General features: G+C 40.9%; 16 protein-coding genes. 10 read left to right on the top strand and 6 right to left on the bottom strand.

What is annotated here, in order from left to right:
- Window positions 1–37 precede the first annotated feature (37 nt).
- From SSIN_RS06155 to SSIN_RS06135, 5 genes are all read left to right on the top strand, one after another.
- Window positions 38–730, top strand: coding sequence for a phosphopantothenate--cysteine ligase (locus SSIN_RS06155; protein WP_037616944.1), 693 nt, complete (start codon window positions 38–40; stop codon window positions 728–730).
- Window positions 727–1,278 (top strand): phosphopantothenoylcysteine decarboxylase, encoded by a 552-nt coding sequence (gene coaC, locus SSIN_RS06150; protein ID WP_037616942.1) that lies wholly within the window; start codon window positions 727–729, stop codon window positions 1,276–1,278. The genes SSIN_RS06155 and coaC overlap by 4 nt, the downstream gene beginning before the upstream one ends.
- The gene (locus SSIN_RS06145) at window positions 1,262–1,825 is read left to right on the top strand and encodes an ECF transporter S component (protein ID WP_037616939.1); all 564 of its coding nucleotides are present in this window, start codon (window positions 1,262–1,264) and stop codon (window positions 1,823–1,825) included. Before coaC ends, SSIN_RS06145 begins: the two co-directional genes overlap by 17 nt.
- 205 nt (window positions 1,826–2,030) lie before the next feature.
- Window positions 2,031–3,749 carry a phospho-sugar mutase gene (locus SSIN_RS06140; RefSeq protein WP_037616936.1) on the top strand — a complete coding sequence of 573 codons (1,719 nt, stop codon included), beginning with the start codon at window positions 2,031–2,033 and terminating at the stop codon, window positions 3,747–3,749.
- A 123-nt stretch (window positions 3,750–3,872) separates the two neighbouring features.
- Complete coding sequence (locus SSIN_RS06135; protein ID WP_037616934.1) at window positions 3,873–4,220, top strand: DUF6568 family protein; 348 nt, start codon at window positions 3,873–3,875, stop codon at window positions 4,218–4,220.
- A gap of 47 nt (window positions 4,221–4,267) precedes the next feature.
- Here SSIN_RS06135 and mutY read toward each other — a convergent pair whose 3' ends face one another.
- The 5 genes from mutY to yjbM form a co-directional block, all read right to left on the bottom strand.
- Window positions 4,268–5,428 carry an A/G-specific adenine glycosylase gene (gene mutY, locus SSIN_RS06130; RefSeq protein ID WP_037616933.1) on the bottom strand — a complete coding sequence of 387 codons (1,161 nt, stop codon included), beginning with the start codon at window positions 5,426–5,428 and terminating at the stop codon, window positions 4,268–4,270.
- 162 nt (window positions 5,429–5,590) lie between these two features.
- On the bottom strand, window positions 5,591–6,568 hold the full coding sequence (gene pta, locus SSIN_RS06125) for a phosphate acetyltransferase (RefSeq protein WP_037616931.1): 978 nt from the start codon (window positions 6,566–6,568) through the stop codon (window positions 5,591–5,593).
- Between the two features lie 25 nt (window positions 6,569–6,593).
- Entirely contained in the window at window positions 6,594–7,481 is an 888-nt protein-coding gene (locus tag SSIN_RS06120) for an RluA family pseudouridine synthase (protein ID WP_037616928.1), read from the bottom strand.
- On the bottom strand, window positions 7,478–8,296 hold the full coding sequence (locus tag SSIN_RS06115; RefSeq protein WP_037616926.1) for an NAD kinase: 819 nt from the start codon (window positions 8,294–8,296) through the stop codon (window positions 7,478–7,480). The genes SSIN_RS06120 and SSIN_RS06115 overlap by 4 nt, the downstream gene beginning before the upstream one ends.
- Window positions 8,280–8,951, bottom strand: coding sequence for a GTP diphosphokinase (gene yjbM, locus SSIN_RS06110; protein WP_037616924.1), 672 nt, complete (start codon window positions 8,949–8,951; stop codon window positions 8,280–8,282). The genes SSIN_RS06115 and yjbM overlap by 17 nt, the downstream gene beginning before the upstream one ends.
- Window positions 8,952–9,048: 97 nt before the next feature.
- On the opposite strand from yjbM, the gene SSIN_RS06105 reads away from it, so the two are divergent.
- From SSIN_RS06105 to SSIN_RS06085, 5 genes are all read left to right on the top strand, one after another.
- A complete protein-coding gene (locus tag SSIN_RS06105; protein WP_037616921.1) occupies window positions 9,049–9,618 on the top strand; it encodes a CYTH domain-containing protein in 570 nt (189 codons plus the stop codon).
- A gap of 69 nt (window positions 9,619–9,687) precedes the next feature.
- On the top strand, window positions 9,688–10,644 hold the full coding sequence (locus tag SSIN_RS06100; protein ID WP_037616919.1) for a ribose-phosphate diphosphokinase: 957 nt from the start codon (window positions 9,688–9,690) through the stop codon (window positions 10,642–10,644).
- A gap of 12 nt (window positions 10,645–10,656) precedes the next feature.
- Complete coding sequence (locus SSIN_RS06095) at window positions 10,657–11,769, top strand: cysteine desulfurase family protein (RefSeq protein WP_037616917.1); 1,113 nt, start codon at window positions 10,657–10,659, stop codon at window positions 11,767–11,769.
- A 1-nt stretch (window position 11,770) separates the two neighbouring features.
- On the top strand, window positions 11,771–12,118 hold the full coding sequence (locus SSIN_RS06090) for a DUF1831 domain-containing protein (protein ID WP_037616915.1): 348 nt from the start codon (window positions 11,771–11,773) through the stop codon (window positions 12,116–12,118).
- Window positions 12,119–12,251: 133 nt separating this feature from the next.
- The gene (locus SSIN_RS06085) at window positions 12,252–12,899 is read left to right on the top strand and encodes a redox-sensing transcriptional repressor Rex (RefSeq protein WP_037616912.1); all 648 of its coding nucleotides are present in this window, start codon (window positions 12,252–12,254) and stop codon (window positions 12,897–12,899) included.
- Between the two features lie 284 nt (window positions 12,900–13,183).
- On the opposite strand, the gene radC is transcribed toward SSIN_RS06085, so the two are convergent.
- A complete protein-coding gene (radC, locus tag SSIN_RS06080) occupies window positions 13,184–13,867 on the bottom strand; it encodes a RadC family protein (protein ID WP_037616910.1) in 684 nt (227 codons plus the stop codon).
- Window positions 13,868–13,932 lie beyond the last annotated feature (65 nt).

Raw genomic sequence — 13,932 nt, 5'->3', positions numbered from 1 at the left:
ATTTTACTTAATTCTTTTTTTCTTGTAAAATAAGGCTATGAACATATTGATTACTTCTGGCGGAACTAGCGAAAAAATCGACCAAGTCCGCTCTATTACCAATCATTCGACAGGCCAGCTTGGAAAAATTATTGCTGAGCATTGTTTAGCCAACGGTGCCACAGTGACTTTGCTAACGACTGAAAAAGCTGTCAAGCCTGCCCCGCACGAACAATTAACGATTAGAATGATCGAAAATACCAACCAGTTGCTATTGGCTATGAGGGAGCTGGTGCCAGCCCATGATGTACTCATTCACTCCATGGCTGTTTCAGACTACAAGCCGATTTATATGGCAGGATTCGAAGAGGTTCTTGCTAGTTCAGATATGACAGAATTTCTGGATAAAAGCAACTCCCAGAGCAAGATTTCTTCTGCTGATGACTACCAAGTGCTTTTCCTCAAGAAAAATCCCAAAATCATTAGCAAGGTCAAAGAATGGAATCCAAATATTCGACTAATTGGATTTAAACTATTGGTAGATGTTTCGCAAGAAGAACTGCTTACTACTGCTAGATCCAGCCTAATAAAAAATCAGGCTGAACTGATTGTCGCCAATGATTTGGCTGAAATTTCAAGCGGTCTTCACCATGCCTATCTCGTAGGGCAAAACACTGTCACAGAAGCTTTTTCCAAGGAAGATATTGCTGAAAAGCTGCTAGACCATATCCAGAAAGGAGGCAGACTATGATTCAGATCACCCTCGCAGTCACAGGTAGCATTTCTGCCTATAAAGCTGCGGATATTACTAGTCAGCTTGGGAAGTTGGGCTATACCGTGTCTATTCTCATGACGGAAGCTGCCAGTCACTTCATCACCCCACTGACCCTGCAGGTACTATCAAAAAATCCTGTCACCCTTGACATTATGGAAGAACCTTGGCCAGACAAGGTGAACCATATTGAAATTGCCAAGAAGACGAATCTCTTCTTAGTCGCTCCTGCTACAGCCAATACCATCGCCAAACTGGCCAATGGCCTAGCGGACAACATGGTAACCGCTACTGCTCTTGCTCTACCCTCTCATGTCAAAAAAGTCATCGCCCCGGCTATGAATACCAAAATGTACGAAAATCCCTTGACCCAACACAATCTGGAAAGATTGAAACAATTTGGCTGGGAAATAATTGAACCACGTGAAGCTGTTCTAGCTTGTGGGGACCACGGGACAGGTGCTCTGGCCGATATAAATACGATTATAGAAAAAGTAAAGGAAATTATAAATGAGAAAACAATCTAGTGTTGCCCAAATTGCCATCTTTTTTGCCATTATGCTGGTACTCCATTTGCTGAGCTCCGTCATTTTCAATCTGCTGCCAGTTCCGATTAAGCCGACCATTATCCACATTCCGGTCATTATCGCCAGCATCATCTACGGACCGCGCATCGGAGCTATACTAGGAACCTTGATGGGATTGATCAGTGTCGTGACTAATACTCTGGTTCTTCTGCCGACTAGTTATCTTTTCAGCCCTTTTGTACCAAATGGGAATCTTAATTCCTTAATGATTGCTATGGTGCCACGAATTCTGATTGGGATTACCCCCTACTTCGTCTATAAATGGATGAAAAACAAGCCGGGGTTAGTGCTTGCTGGTGCAGTAGGCTCTATGACCAACACCGTCTTTGTTCTTGGTGGAATTTTCATCCTATTTTCAGCTGTTTACAATGGAGATATTCAAGCGATGCTCGCACTTGTTCTATCAGCCAATTCTATTTCTGAAATGGTCATTTCTGCCATTCTTACCGTCGCTATTGTGCCCGCACTTGAAAAGTTCAAAAAATAATCACCCAGTGTGGTTATTTTTCTTTTGCGCTACTATTCATTTTTCAAAAGTATTTCAGGATTTTTTAGGTCGACACTTTCAAAAACTATGAAAATATGTTATAATGAAAGCGATTAAATTAATCAGAAAATCCCTGTGCTCTATCTCAAATCTGAGAAAAGTCGCAAGTTGATTTTCTATCTTAAATATAAAGGAGACTCCACCTATGACTTATCAAGATAACTTCCAAAAATGGCTTGATTTCGCTGAACTTCCTGACTATCTTCGGGAAGATTTAGAAGGCATGGACGAAAAAACCAAGGAAGATGCATTTTATACAAACCTTGAGTTTGGTACTGCTGGGATGCGTGGCCTGATTGGAGCTGGTACAAATCGGATTAATATTTATGTTGTTCGTCAAGCAACTGAAGGATTGGCTCGCTTGATTGAAGAAAAAGGTGAAGAGTTTAAGAAACGCGGTGTAGCCATCGCCTACGATTCCCGTCATTTCTCACCAGAGTTCGCTTTTGAATCCGCTGCTGTTTTGGCCAAACACGGCATCAAGTCCTATGTCTTTGAAAGCCTACGCCCAACACCAGAGCTTTCATTTGCAGTGCGCCATTTGGGGACCTTTGCTGGTATTATGATTACAGCCAGCCATAACCCTGCTCCGTTTAATGGCTATAAAGTTTATGGCGAAGATGGTGGTCAAATGCCGCCTCATGATGCTGATGCTCTAACAACTTATATTCGTGCCATTGAAAATCCATTTACTATTGAAGTAGCTGATGTTGAAGCCGAAAAAGCATCTGGATTGATTGAAATCATCGGTGAAAACGTTGATACTGAATACCTTAAAGAAGTAAAAGACGTGAATATCAATCAACAATTGATTGATGAATATGGAAAAGACATGAAAATCGTCTACACTCCGCTTCACGGTACAGGTGAAATGTTAGCACGTCGAGCGTTTGCCCAAGCTGGTTTTGATTCTGTTCAGGTTGTTGAAGCTCAATGTGTGCCAGATCCAGACTTTTCTACTGTCAAATCACCAAACCCAGAAAACCAGGCGGCTTTCTCTCTCGCTGAAGAATTGGGACACAAAGTTGGTGCGGACGTCCTTGTCGCAACAGACCCAGATGCTGACCGTGTTGGTGTTGAAGTTCTCCAAAAAGATGGTAGCTATCGCAATCTTTCAGGAAATCAAATTGGTGCAATTATGGCTAAGTACATCTTGGAAGCTCACAAGACAGCTGGAACACTTCCTGCAAATGCAGCACTTTGCAAATCCATTGTCTCTACCGATCTTGTAACCAAGATTGCTGAAAGCTACGGCGCAACCATGTTCAATGTCTTAACTGGTTTCAAATTTATCGCCGAAAAGATTCAAGAATTTGAAGAAAAACACAATCACACTTACATGATGGGCTTTGAAGAAAGCTTTGGCTACTTGATTAAACCATTTGTACGTGACAAAGATGCGATCCAAGCGGTATTAGTTGTTGCAGAATTGGCTGCCTATTATCGTTCTCGCGGCTTGACTCTGGCTGACGGTATCGAAGAAATTTACAAAGAGTATGGTTACTTTGCTGAAAAGACTATCTCTGTGACCCTGTCTGGTGTTGACGGTGCTGAGCAAATCAAAGCTATCATGGGCAAATTCCGTGACAATGGTCCAAAAGACTTCAATGCTACTGCCATTTCTGTCACAGAAGACTTCAAGGCTCAGACTTCTACCGCCGCAGATGGTAGCGTTACAGCTTTGACAACTCCACCAAGTGATGTGCTTAAATACACCTTGGCTGATGGCTCATGGATTGCTGTCCGTCCATCTGGAACAGAACCAAAAATCAAGTTCTACATCGCTGTTGTCGGTGATTCAAATGAAGATGCTCATGCCAAAATTGCGGCTATCGAAGCAGAAATCAATGAGTTTATCAAATAAGACTATGCGATAACTAAATTAACCAGAGACCGGATTTTCCTTTCTCTAGTTTTTCATTTCCAAATCAAGCATTTTTTTGTATTTTATGGCATACTAATTCTATCAAAAGAAATGAGGATTTTTATGCAACAATTTGCTCAAAACATTAAAGATTTAGAACTTACAACTGTAGACCGAGCTCGTCAGGCGATTGTTGACAAAGAAACAGCCACCTTCTTCGTCGGTCGTAAAACTTGCCCTTACTGCCGTAAATTCGCTGCTACTCTTGCTAGCGTTGTCGCTGATACTAAGGCGCATATTTTCTTCATCAACAGTGAAGAAAGCGGTGAGTTGGATAAATTGCAAGCCTTCCGCTCTGAATATAGCATTCCGACGGTTCCTGGTTTTGTTCATGTTCAAGACGGCCAAGTATCTATTCGTTGTGATTCTTCTATGACTGCAGATGAGATTAAAGCTTTTGCAAACTTGTAAAATTGGTTCAATTCAAAAATCTGAGACAAAAAAAGTCTCAGATTTTTTTACTTATTTCTAACTTCCTGAAAAACCTCCCACATCTTCTGCTGAGGTTTGGCAAAGGGGTAATTGTCAAATTCTTCTGGATGAAGCCATAAGACCTCTCCAGCCGCTGTATGTTGACTATCTTTAACCTGACCATAAGCCAACTGGATGTGCCACTTGCGATGGCTAAACACATGTTGCACTTTTGGAAACGGCTGCTGCTGCCAATCGACAGTCAAATCATAATCTTGCTCAAAACTTTCCTGGGGCGATAAACCCAGACTAGGCTGATTTTCAGCAACCTCAAAAAGTGACAGCTGATCTTCCGTTTGAAATTCCTCGACTTCAATCAAGGGAAAATGCCAAAAACCAGATAACAACCCAGTTGCCTCATTCTTTTCCAGTAAGAACTGTCCCTGCTCGTTTTCGATAATCAACCCCTGCAGATAAACCGGAATCGGCTTCTTTTTAGGTGCCTTAATGGGATATTTGTCCATGGTTCCGTGCAAATAAGCTGCGCTGAATTCTTTAACTGGACTGTCCTCTGGACGAGGATTGACAGGTGCTTCGATATCTGAACCCAGATCCATCAAAGCCTGATTAAAATCTCCAGGCCGTGCTGGGTCAATCAATATTTCCATCATCGCCTGAAAAACCTTACGATTGCTCGGTTGACCAATATCTAAGTCTACTTCAAACAATCGGCTCAGCACCCGCATGACATTGCCATCGACTGCGGGCTCAGGCAAACCAAAAGCGATGCTGGCAATCGCTCCCGCTGTATAAGGCCCGATTCCTTTGAGACTGCTGATTTCCTCATAGTTAGCTGGAAAAATACCACTAAAGTCAGACATAATCTGCTGGGCAGCCACCTGCATATTGCGAACTCGGGAATAATAGCCCAGTCCCTCCCATGCTTTCAGAAGCTTGTCTTCTGGCGCCTGAGCCAGATCGGCCACTGTTGGAAAGCACTTAAGAAACCGCTCGTAGTAAGGAATGACTGTATCTACCCTAGTCTGTTGGAGCATAATCTCAGAAATCCAGATACGATATGGGTTGCTTGTCCGTCGCCAAGGCAAATCACGCTTATGCTCATCATACCAAGCTAGTAATTTATGGCGGAAGGAGACAATCTTGTCTTCCTCCCACATCTCAATTCCGTATTTTTTCAAGTCTAACATATCATATAGTATAGCATAAGCAATTGAAAAAAGGAGTGGAGTGGAACAGAACTAAACTTTTTTAATTCAGTTCGTCGTCCCACCCCACAAGAGTCAAACAGTCTTTCAAACTATTTGAGGTTAGAGAGACTATTTGACTCTTTTTAATGTTTTTGCAAGATATTAATAGTGACCTACCGCTTGGCTAGCAGTGATCAAAGTCAATTTGTAAACATCATCTGAATTACAACCACGAGAAAGATCGTTTACTGGATGATTGAGTCCTTGAAGAATCGGTCCGACCGCAGAGAAGCCACCCAGACGCTCTGCCATCTTGTAACTAATATTCCCAGCTTCAATATTTGGAAAGACAAAAACGGTTGCTTGGCCAGCTACTGGGCTTCCTGGGGCTTTTAGATCAGCAGTTTCCGGCACAAAAGCTGCGTCAAATTGTAACTCACCATCAATAACTAAATCAGGACGCATTTCTCGGGCCAATTTCGTAGCTTCAACCACCTTGTCCACTTTTTCCCCGAAACCAGATCCTTTGGTAGAATAGCTAAGCATAGCTACCTTAGGATCAATGCCAAATATCTGAGCCGTCAGCGCTGAGTTAACTGCGATTTCAGCTAGAATATTAGCATCTGGATCAATATTGATAGCACAGTCACTGAAGACATAGCGCTCATCACCACGCACCATCAAAAAAGCACCAGATGTACGAGAAACCCACGGAAGAGTTTTAATAATTTGAAGAGCTGGACGGACAGTTGCAGCCGTAGAATGGACAGCACCTGAAACCATTCCATGTACTTTTCCAAGATAGACCAGCATAACACCAAAATAATTGACATCTTCCGTCAGCACTTTTCTAGCTTCTTCAGTTGTCATCTTGCCTTTACGGCGTTCCACCAAAGCAGTAACCATTTCTTCAAAACAAGAGCAGTTTGACGGATCGATAACTTCATAACCTTCCGTAATTCCTTCGATTTCAAGATAAATGCTAATTTTATCAGGATTTCCCAAAAGGACTGGTGTAATGCTCGTTTCTTTCACAATCCGTTTTGTTGCCTGCAGAATACGAGGTTCTTCCCCTTCTGGTAAGACAATTCTCACTTCCTTGTTTTTTAATGCTTCACGAATAGACTCAAAAATTTTCATTGTTTATTAAAACTCCTTTTTCTTCTTAATTTTTTAAATTCTGAATAACCTGTTTAAAATCTTCTGGCAAAGGACTGGAGCGACCAATCTGTTGTCCGGAAAATGGATTATAAAAGTTTAGTAAATGACAATGCAAGGCTTGCCGAGTAATCCCCGCTTCCAAAGTTCCGCCATAGAGATCATCCCCTAACAATGGAAAGCCAAGATGAGCGAAGTGCACACGAATCTGATGGGTTCGTCCAGTATGCAGACGAATATCAACCAAATAGACATCTCCAAACCGCTCCACAATCTTGTAGCTAGTATGGGCATATTTCCCATCCTTTGTCACACATCTGGTGATGATACTCTCAGGATTCCGCCCAATCGGTGCAATAATATCTCCTTCTGGTTCAAGCTCGCCGCTTCCTTTGATCAACGCATAATAACGCTTTTCAACCATTTTTTTCTGCAGCTGCTTATCCAGCCTTGCATGAGCATAGCCATGTTTCGCAAAGAGCATGAGACCACTGGTATCGCGATCCAATCTCGTCACAATGTGAACCTGCTGATTTTCGTAATGTTGCTGAATATAGTAAGCTTTGACAAAATTTGCCATCGTATTGGAATGATTGACACTGGGAATACTGGCTAGCCCAGCAGGCTTATCCAAAACTAGAAAATGCTCATCTTCATAAATGATGGATAAATCGCGATTTACGGCTTCTAGAGTTTCAAAGCCTTTTTCAGACGGAATATCTACCGTCACCTTATCGCCAATATCTAGTAAATGGATAGCGTTTTGAGGCTGATCATTGACAAAGATATTACCACCTGCGAACTTCACCTTGGCCAGAAGGCTTTTGGAAATTTCATGCTTTTTCAAAAATATTTTAACTTTGACATGCTCATCAGCAATAAATTCAAATCTCATTCCTGACACTCCCCAATAAAGGAGTCTCTCACACGATTCCAGAAACTGGTGTGACTAGGTGAGGCGACAAAGTTGATCTTATGATTATCAATCTGGTATTCAATCCGGACGATATTGTTACAAGAAAATGTCTGGTTGTCAACAGCCACAGTATAGTAATCATTGCGCGTCGGCACCAGCTCAATCTTATCCTTTTTAGGAACGATGACCGAAGAGCCCAAGGTGCGGTAAACTCGATTATTAAGACTGGCAATCTCTGTTACTTGCAAGGCTTCAATCGTCGGGTGCAGGACTGCTCCTCCCAAAGATTTATTATAAGCTGTGCTTCCAGTCGGCGTTGAGACAGAAATCCCATCTCCTCTGAAACGCTCAAAATGAACATTATTAATAATCACATCAACTACCATGGTTCTGTCGGAGCGTTTAATCGTTACTTCATTGAGTGCGCGAATCGTCCGAGTTTCACCATTTTCAAAAGTAAGCTTGACATTTAAAATCGGATAAGAAACCTTTGCTCCTGTGTCCAATTTCAGATTTTCCACTAATTTATCCAGTTCAAAATCTCGATAATCAGTATAGAAACCCAGATGTCCTGTATGAACACCGACGAAGCGGACCTTATCCAGTTGATCTTCATATTTATGGAAAGCTGATAGCAGCATCCCATCTCCGCCGACAGAAATCACGATATCCGGATTTTTCAGTGTCAGGATAAAGCCTGCCTTTCTCAACTTTTGCATCAAAGTTTGGAAAACTTCCTCACTCTGTCTTTTGCGATTGCGGATAAGCGCTATTTTTTTACCTGTATTCTTCATCTGTATCGTCACTATTTCCAACACCGTCATTTAGCTTGCGGTGCAGAGGGTCAAAAAGAGCTTGTGCTTCTTGAATGGCATCGCGAATGGCCCCCATCTCTTCATCAAGCTGGTAAGCTAGATTGGCCGTTATCTCCAAGCGTTTTTTGATTTCCTCTGGAAATTCTCCCTTGTACTTATAGTTTAAAGAGTGCTCAATCGTTGCCCAAAAGTTCATAGACAGGGTACGAATCTGAATCTCTGCTAGAATAACCTTGTTCCCACTAATCGTATCTACCGGATATTCAATAATGACATGATAGCTGCGATAGCCACTGGATTTTTTATAAGTGATATAATCTCTCTCTTGGATAATCCGCATATCTGTTCGCATTCGCAGAACATTTAAGACTTCATTCACATCATCAACAAATTGAACCATGATGCGCAACCCAGCTATATCCTGCATCTCCTGGGCTAGGTTTTCCTCCCGAATCCCGCGAGCAGTCATTTTTTCCTTGATGCTTTCAACATGCTTTACCCGACCAGTTACAAATTCAATCGGAGAATGGCGTTGCTGTTTGCGGTATTGCTTACGAATACCTCGAAGCTTGATTTTCAATTCTCCAACAGCTTGAATATAGGAATCCAGAAAATTTTCCCAATCTAATGTCATATACATACCTTGTCATATTATCATTTTTTGTATAAAATAAACACAATAGTAATTATATCATAAATCGCTTTCAAAAAAAAACGAAAAGGGACTGAAAATGGATTATTTAGAGATTGAATTTAAAACCATGCTGACCGAAGACGAGCATAAAAAATTACTCCCGTTTTTCAAAGATATCGAACCTGTTACCCAAATCAATTATTACATTGATTCTGCCGATTTTGCACTTCGTGATGCACGCATAGCATTGCGGGTCAGAACCACTCCTTCTGCTACCGAATTTACTTTAAAGATTCCTCAAGAGATCGGAAATCTGGAATACAATCAACTATTGACTAAGAAAGAGACGCAAAAAGTTTTAAAAGAAAATCTTTTCCCAGATGGAAAAATTTTAGAATTACTTCGGGAGCAGGAGATTCCTATTGATAAATTGAGAATATTGGGCTCGCTCAAAACCATCCGTTATGAAAAACAGCATGAAATTGGTCTTTTCGCCCTAGATGAGAACTATTATTTTGATAAAAATGACTTCGAATTAGAAGTCGAAGTCAAGGATTTTGTTGCTGGTAGACAGAAATTTGCAGATTTTTTACAAGAGAAGCAAATTGAATACAAAGCAGGAAAAAGCAAAATCGCAAGATTTGCCGAAAACTTGTCAAATAGCTGAAATAATCCTATTTTTTTGGTAGAATAAGAGTTGTAAATCAAAAGAGTCAAAAAGAGGACGGTCAATCTAATGTCAGACAAAAAAAATATGAAGCTTTTTTCCCTCAATTCAAACCACGCAATCGCTGAAAAGATTGCTAAAGCAGTAGGAAAACCTTTAGGTAAGCTATCATCACAGCATTTCTCAGACGGTGAAATTCAGATTAATATTGAGGAGAGCGTGCGTGGCTACGATATCTACATCATTCAATCTACTAGCTTTCCAGTGAATAATCACTTGATGGAATTATTGATTATGGTGGACGCTTGTAAACGTGCCAGTGCCAATACTGTTAATGTCGTCATGCCCTACTTCGGTTATGCTCGTCAAGACAGAACAGCTGCCCCACGAGAACCAATTACTGCTAAGCTTGTAGCAAATATGCTGGTTGGTGCAGGCGTAGACAGGGTTGTTTCTCTGGATCTTCACGCAGTTCAAGTCCAAGGTTTCTTCGATATTCCAGTTGATAATCTTATCACCATTCCACTCTTTGCTGACCGCTACTGCAGTATGGGATTGACTGGTGAAAATGTGGTTGTTGTCAGCCCTAAAAACTCAGGTGTAAAACGTGCCCGCAGCCTGGCGGAATACCTAGACGCTCCAATCGCCATCATTGACTATGGAGAGGATGAAGCAGGGCGTTCTGAAGGCTATATCATCGGTGATGTTGAAGACAAAAAAGCTATTTTAATCGATGATATTTTGAATACTGGTCGAACTTTCTCAGAAGCTGCTAAAATTTTGAATCGTGAAGGCGCTATCGAAATCTATGCTGTAGCTAGCCATGGACTTTTTGTTAAAGGAGCTGCTGAATTGCTGGACAATGCTCCAATCAAGGAAATACTTGTTACCGATTCCGTTGACACAAAAGAAAGAATTCCTGAAAATACAAAATATATCACAGCAAGTGAATTGATTGGTGATGCTATCGTACTGATTCAGGAAAGAAAACCAGTCAGCCCGCTGTTTGCTTATCAAAAAAAGTAGGGGAAAAACCTTGTGATTTATTTAGATAATGCTGCTACGACTGCCTTGTCGCCTGCTGCGATTGAGTCCATGACTAAGGCAATGGCGGTCTTTGGCAATCCTTCCAGTACGCACAGCCACGGTCGGGAAGCCAATAAACTTCTCAGACAAGCCCGTGAAGATATTGCTAAAGTTCTGCATACTCGGAGCAAAAATATTCTCTTTACCTCAGGAGGGACTGAGAGTAATAATACCGCTATTAAAGGCTATGCTCTGCATCATCAGGCTCAAGGCAAACATATTATCACCACCGCTATTGAGCACCATGCTGTTTTAGAACCAGTTGAATACTTGGTTAAGCGCTTTGGATTTGAAGCAACGATTGTTCAGCCGGTGGATGGCCAAATCCGAATTGAAGATATAAAAAGTGCTCTCAGACCTGACACCATCCTTGTCTCTGTCATGGCTGTCAACAATGAAACAGGATATATGCTGCCAATTCAAGAAATTGGAGAAATGCTTAAGGATCATCCTGCTGCTTTTCACGTCGATGCTGTTCAAGCCATCGGTAAGCTCCCCGTCTATCCAGAAGAATGGGGAATCAATTTTCTGAGTGCATCAGCCCACAAATTCCATGGACCAAAAGGTGTTGGCTTTCTCTATGCTGACAAGATGGATTTTGATAATTTTATGCACGGCGGTGATCAGGAAACCAAACATCGGGCAGGCACAGAAAATCTTGTCTCCATCATCGGAATGGCAACTGCACTTTCTGAAAGTTTTAATCATTTAGCGAAAAACCTTGAACATGCCCAGCTGTTAAAAGATACTCTGCTGGACGATTTATCAGATATAGATTTTTACCTAAACGAAAGTCAGCCCAGCCTGCCTTATGTTATCAATATTGGATTTCCAAATCACAAGAATGATCTCCTTTTACTCCAAATGGATTTAAATGGTTTTTCCATTTCAACTGGATCAGCTTGTACGGCTGGAGCTGTTCAGCCTAGTCATGTTTTGCAAGCCATGTATGGACAAGACTCTGAACGCTTAAATGAATCCATCCGAATCAGTGTCTCAGATCAGACCACCATCGAAGAAATTAAAGATTTTAGTAAAAAACTGAAAGAAATACTAGGAGGATAAGATGGCTTTTCAAACATCTGTAAGTCTACCAAACTGCGACTTCAACTACTCGCTTCATCCCAATGTTAAGAAATTTACGCTACGCGACAATACATTTGCTGAAACAAAGGTCGGTAATTATGAGCTTTCTCGCTTACTTGAAGCTGTTCCTAACAGCGGTAATGGCTTCCTGCTCAAAATCATCGTAAACAAAGACTTAACCGGATTCAAAATCAACATTACAGACAAATCTGGTTTAAGATTGGTTAATATTTTCAAATCTGAAGACCATCACATTATTCAGCAAAAGTTTTATTTCCTGATGGATAGCTTAGTTGAAAGACAAATTTTTGAAAAAACGCCCCAATAAGCAAAATTCTCAAAATTTTGCTTTTTTCTATTCCGTTTAATTTCCTCATAAGTTAGCTTAATGTTTTACCTATCAAATTAGTTGCTTTTTTCACAAACTTTCTATAGAATAGAGATAGAAAGGTCGTGATTTTGTGACAACTGAAAAAAGTAATCCCATTCCCCGTGCTACAGCTAAGCGGCTCTCGCTCTACTATCGGATTTTTAAACGATTTAATTCGGAAAATATTGAAAAGGCCAATTCAAAACAAATCGCAGAAGCAATCGGTATTGACTCAGCCACCGTTCGACGAGATTTTTCTTATTTTGGTGAATTAGGTCGCAGAGGTTTTGGCTATGATGTCAAAAAGCTGATGAATTTTTTTGCCGATCTCTTAAATGACACCTCTATCACCAACGTTATGATTGTCGGGGTCGGAAATATGGGAAAAGCACTTCTCCACTATCGTTTTCATGAACGAAATAAAATGAAAATCGTCATGGCCTTCGATACAGATGATCATCCTGATGTCGGTACAACCACCAGCGATGGTGTGCAAATTTACGGCATTTCAGAAATTAAAGAAAAAGTACAGTCAGGAGATGTGCAAACAGCTATCCTAACTGTACCGAGTCTGAAAGCCCAGGAAGTCGCTTCTGTATTAGTCAAAGCAGGGATTAAGGGAATTCTCTGTTTTTCACCTGTTCATCTCACCCTTCCAAAGGAAGTTGTTGTTCAATATGTTGATTTAACAAGCGAATTACAAACCCTTCTTTACTTCATGAAAAAGAAGAAAAGTTGATGCTGGAGTGACACAGATTATTTCACAAGAAGACCACTTATTGGAATAACAGGAAACAAAAGAGTGATTTCCAATGTGCAAGTTATTCAAATATCTTTATCCTGCTTCTGTGCTTAGCTTCGTTTCTCTCAGTGTGAAGTCATCTCCTATAGTTTACGTGCTAAAGGGGTTGATATCATTGAACCTCAACCGATGGGTGGCTATTTTTTCAGTGTTCCAAACATAGCTCCCCGAATCTCTGTTTAGAACAACCTGACTATATTTGATGATGCAGTTCATAAATTTTAGATCAAATCAGTTTCTTCACGGTAGCTATAATAATTATTTTTTGAGACGATTAAATGGTCTAAAAGAACCAAGCCCATCAGTTCGCAGGCTTCCTTCATGTGTTTGGTGACCTCATCGTCATTCCTACTAGGCAGAGTCATTCCCGAAGGGTGATTGTGCACAAGGATAATTGATGTCGCCAAATGTTTAAGAGCATAATGTAGAATTTCACGCGGTTCAGCGATACTTCGGGTCACCGTTCCCATAAAGATTGTCTGCTGATGGATAATCTGATTTTGACTATTAAGATAAATAGCAACCAAACATTCCTGCTTTTTATCCCCTAATTCGACCTGCATTTTTCGAGCCAGTTTTTGACTTCCAAGAATTTGCTCCCTCTCCAGCACTTCAGCCTTATTGATACGGCAGCCAAGCTCAATAATGGCCTGAAGCTCAACTGCTTTCACAGGGCCAATTCCTGAAATAGTTTGCAACTCTTGCAAAGTCAGATACTTTAAATCATTCAAACTAGAAATCGATGATAAAATCCTTTGAGAAACTTGAAAGACAGTTTCTTTTTTGCTACCCGTTCGTAAAAATATAGATAGCAATTCCTGATTACTGAGTTTATCCGCTCCTTCCCTGATCAGCCTTTCACGCGGCATGATGCTAATGTCATCCTGAAATGAAATACGATACATAGAAACCTTATATTTATATTAGCGGGTAGCTTCCGCCAGTATAAACCCTTTCTTAATTATTTTAT

Origin of the sequence: Streptococcus sinensis (assembly GCF_000767835.1) — a bacterium.
Lineage (GTDB): Bacteria > Bacillota > Bacilli > Lactobacillales > Streptococcaceae > Streptococcus > Streptococcus sinensis.
The sequence above is the reverse complement of the archived record's forward strand: the minus strand, read 5'-3'. Positions and strand labels throughout refer to the sequence as shown.

What these genes read in the sequence shown, in the direction of transcription:
- SSIN_RS06155 (WP_037616944.1), top strand. Translation starts at nt 38, where the DNA reads ATGAACATATTGATTACTTCTGGCGGAACTAGCGAAAAAATCGACCAA.
- coaC (WP_037616942.1), top strand. Translation starts at nt 727, where the DNA reads ATGATTCAGATCACCCTCGCAGTCACAGGTAGCATTTCTGCCTATAAA.
- SSIN_RS06145 (WP_037616939.1), top strand. Translation starts at nt 1,262, where the DNA reads ATGAGAAAACAATCTAGTGTTGCCCAAATTGCCATCTTTTTTGCCATT.
- SSIN_RS06140 (WP_037616936.1), top strand. Translation starts at nt 2,031, where the DNA reads ATGACTTATCAAGATAACTTCCAAAAATGGCTTGATTTCGCTGAACTT.
- SSIN_RS06135 (WP_037616934.1), top strand. Translation starts at nt 3,873, where the DNA reads ATGCAACAATTTGCTCAAAACATTAAAGATTTAGAACTTACAACTGTA.
- mutY (WP_037616933.1), bottom strand. Translation starts at nt 5,428, where the DNA reads ATGTTAGACTTGAAAAAATACGGAATTGAGATGTGGGAGGAAGACAAG.
- pta (WP_037616931.1), bottom strand. Translation starts at nt 6,568, where the DNA reads ATGAAAATTTTTGAGTCTATTCGTGAAGCATTAAAAAACAAGGAAGTG.
- SSIN_RS06120 (WP_037616928.1), bottom strand. Translation starts at nt 7,481, where the DNA reads ATGAGATTTGAATTTATTGCTGATGAGCATGTCAAAGTTAAAATATTT.
- SSIN_RS06115 (WP_037616926.1), bottom strand. Translation starts at nt 8,296, where the DNA reads ATGAAGAATACAGGTAAAAAAATAGCGCTTATCCGCAATCGCAAAAGA.
- yjbM (WP_037616924.1), bottom strand. Translation starts at nt 8,951, where the DNA reads ATGACATTAGATTGGGAAAATTTTCTGGATTCCTATATTCAAGCTGTT.
- SSIN_RS06105 (WP_037616921.1), top strand. Translation starts at nt 9,049, where the DNA reads ATGGATTATTTAGAGATTGAATTTAAAACCATGCTGACCGAAGACGAG.
- SSIN_RS06100 (WP_037616919.1), top strand. Translation starts at nt 9,688, where the DNA reads ATGTCAGACAAAAAAAATATGAAGCTTTTTTCCCTCAATTCAAACCAC.
- SSIN_RS06090 (WP_037616915.1), top strand. Translation starts at nt 11,771, where the DNA reads ATGGCTTTTCAAACATCTGTAAGTCTACCAAACTGCGACTTCAACTAC.
- radC (WP_037616910.1), bottom strand. Translation starts at nt 13,867, where the DNA reads ATGTATCGTATTTCATTTCAGGATGACATTAGCATCATGCCGCGTGAA.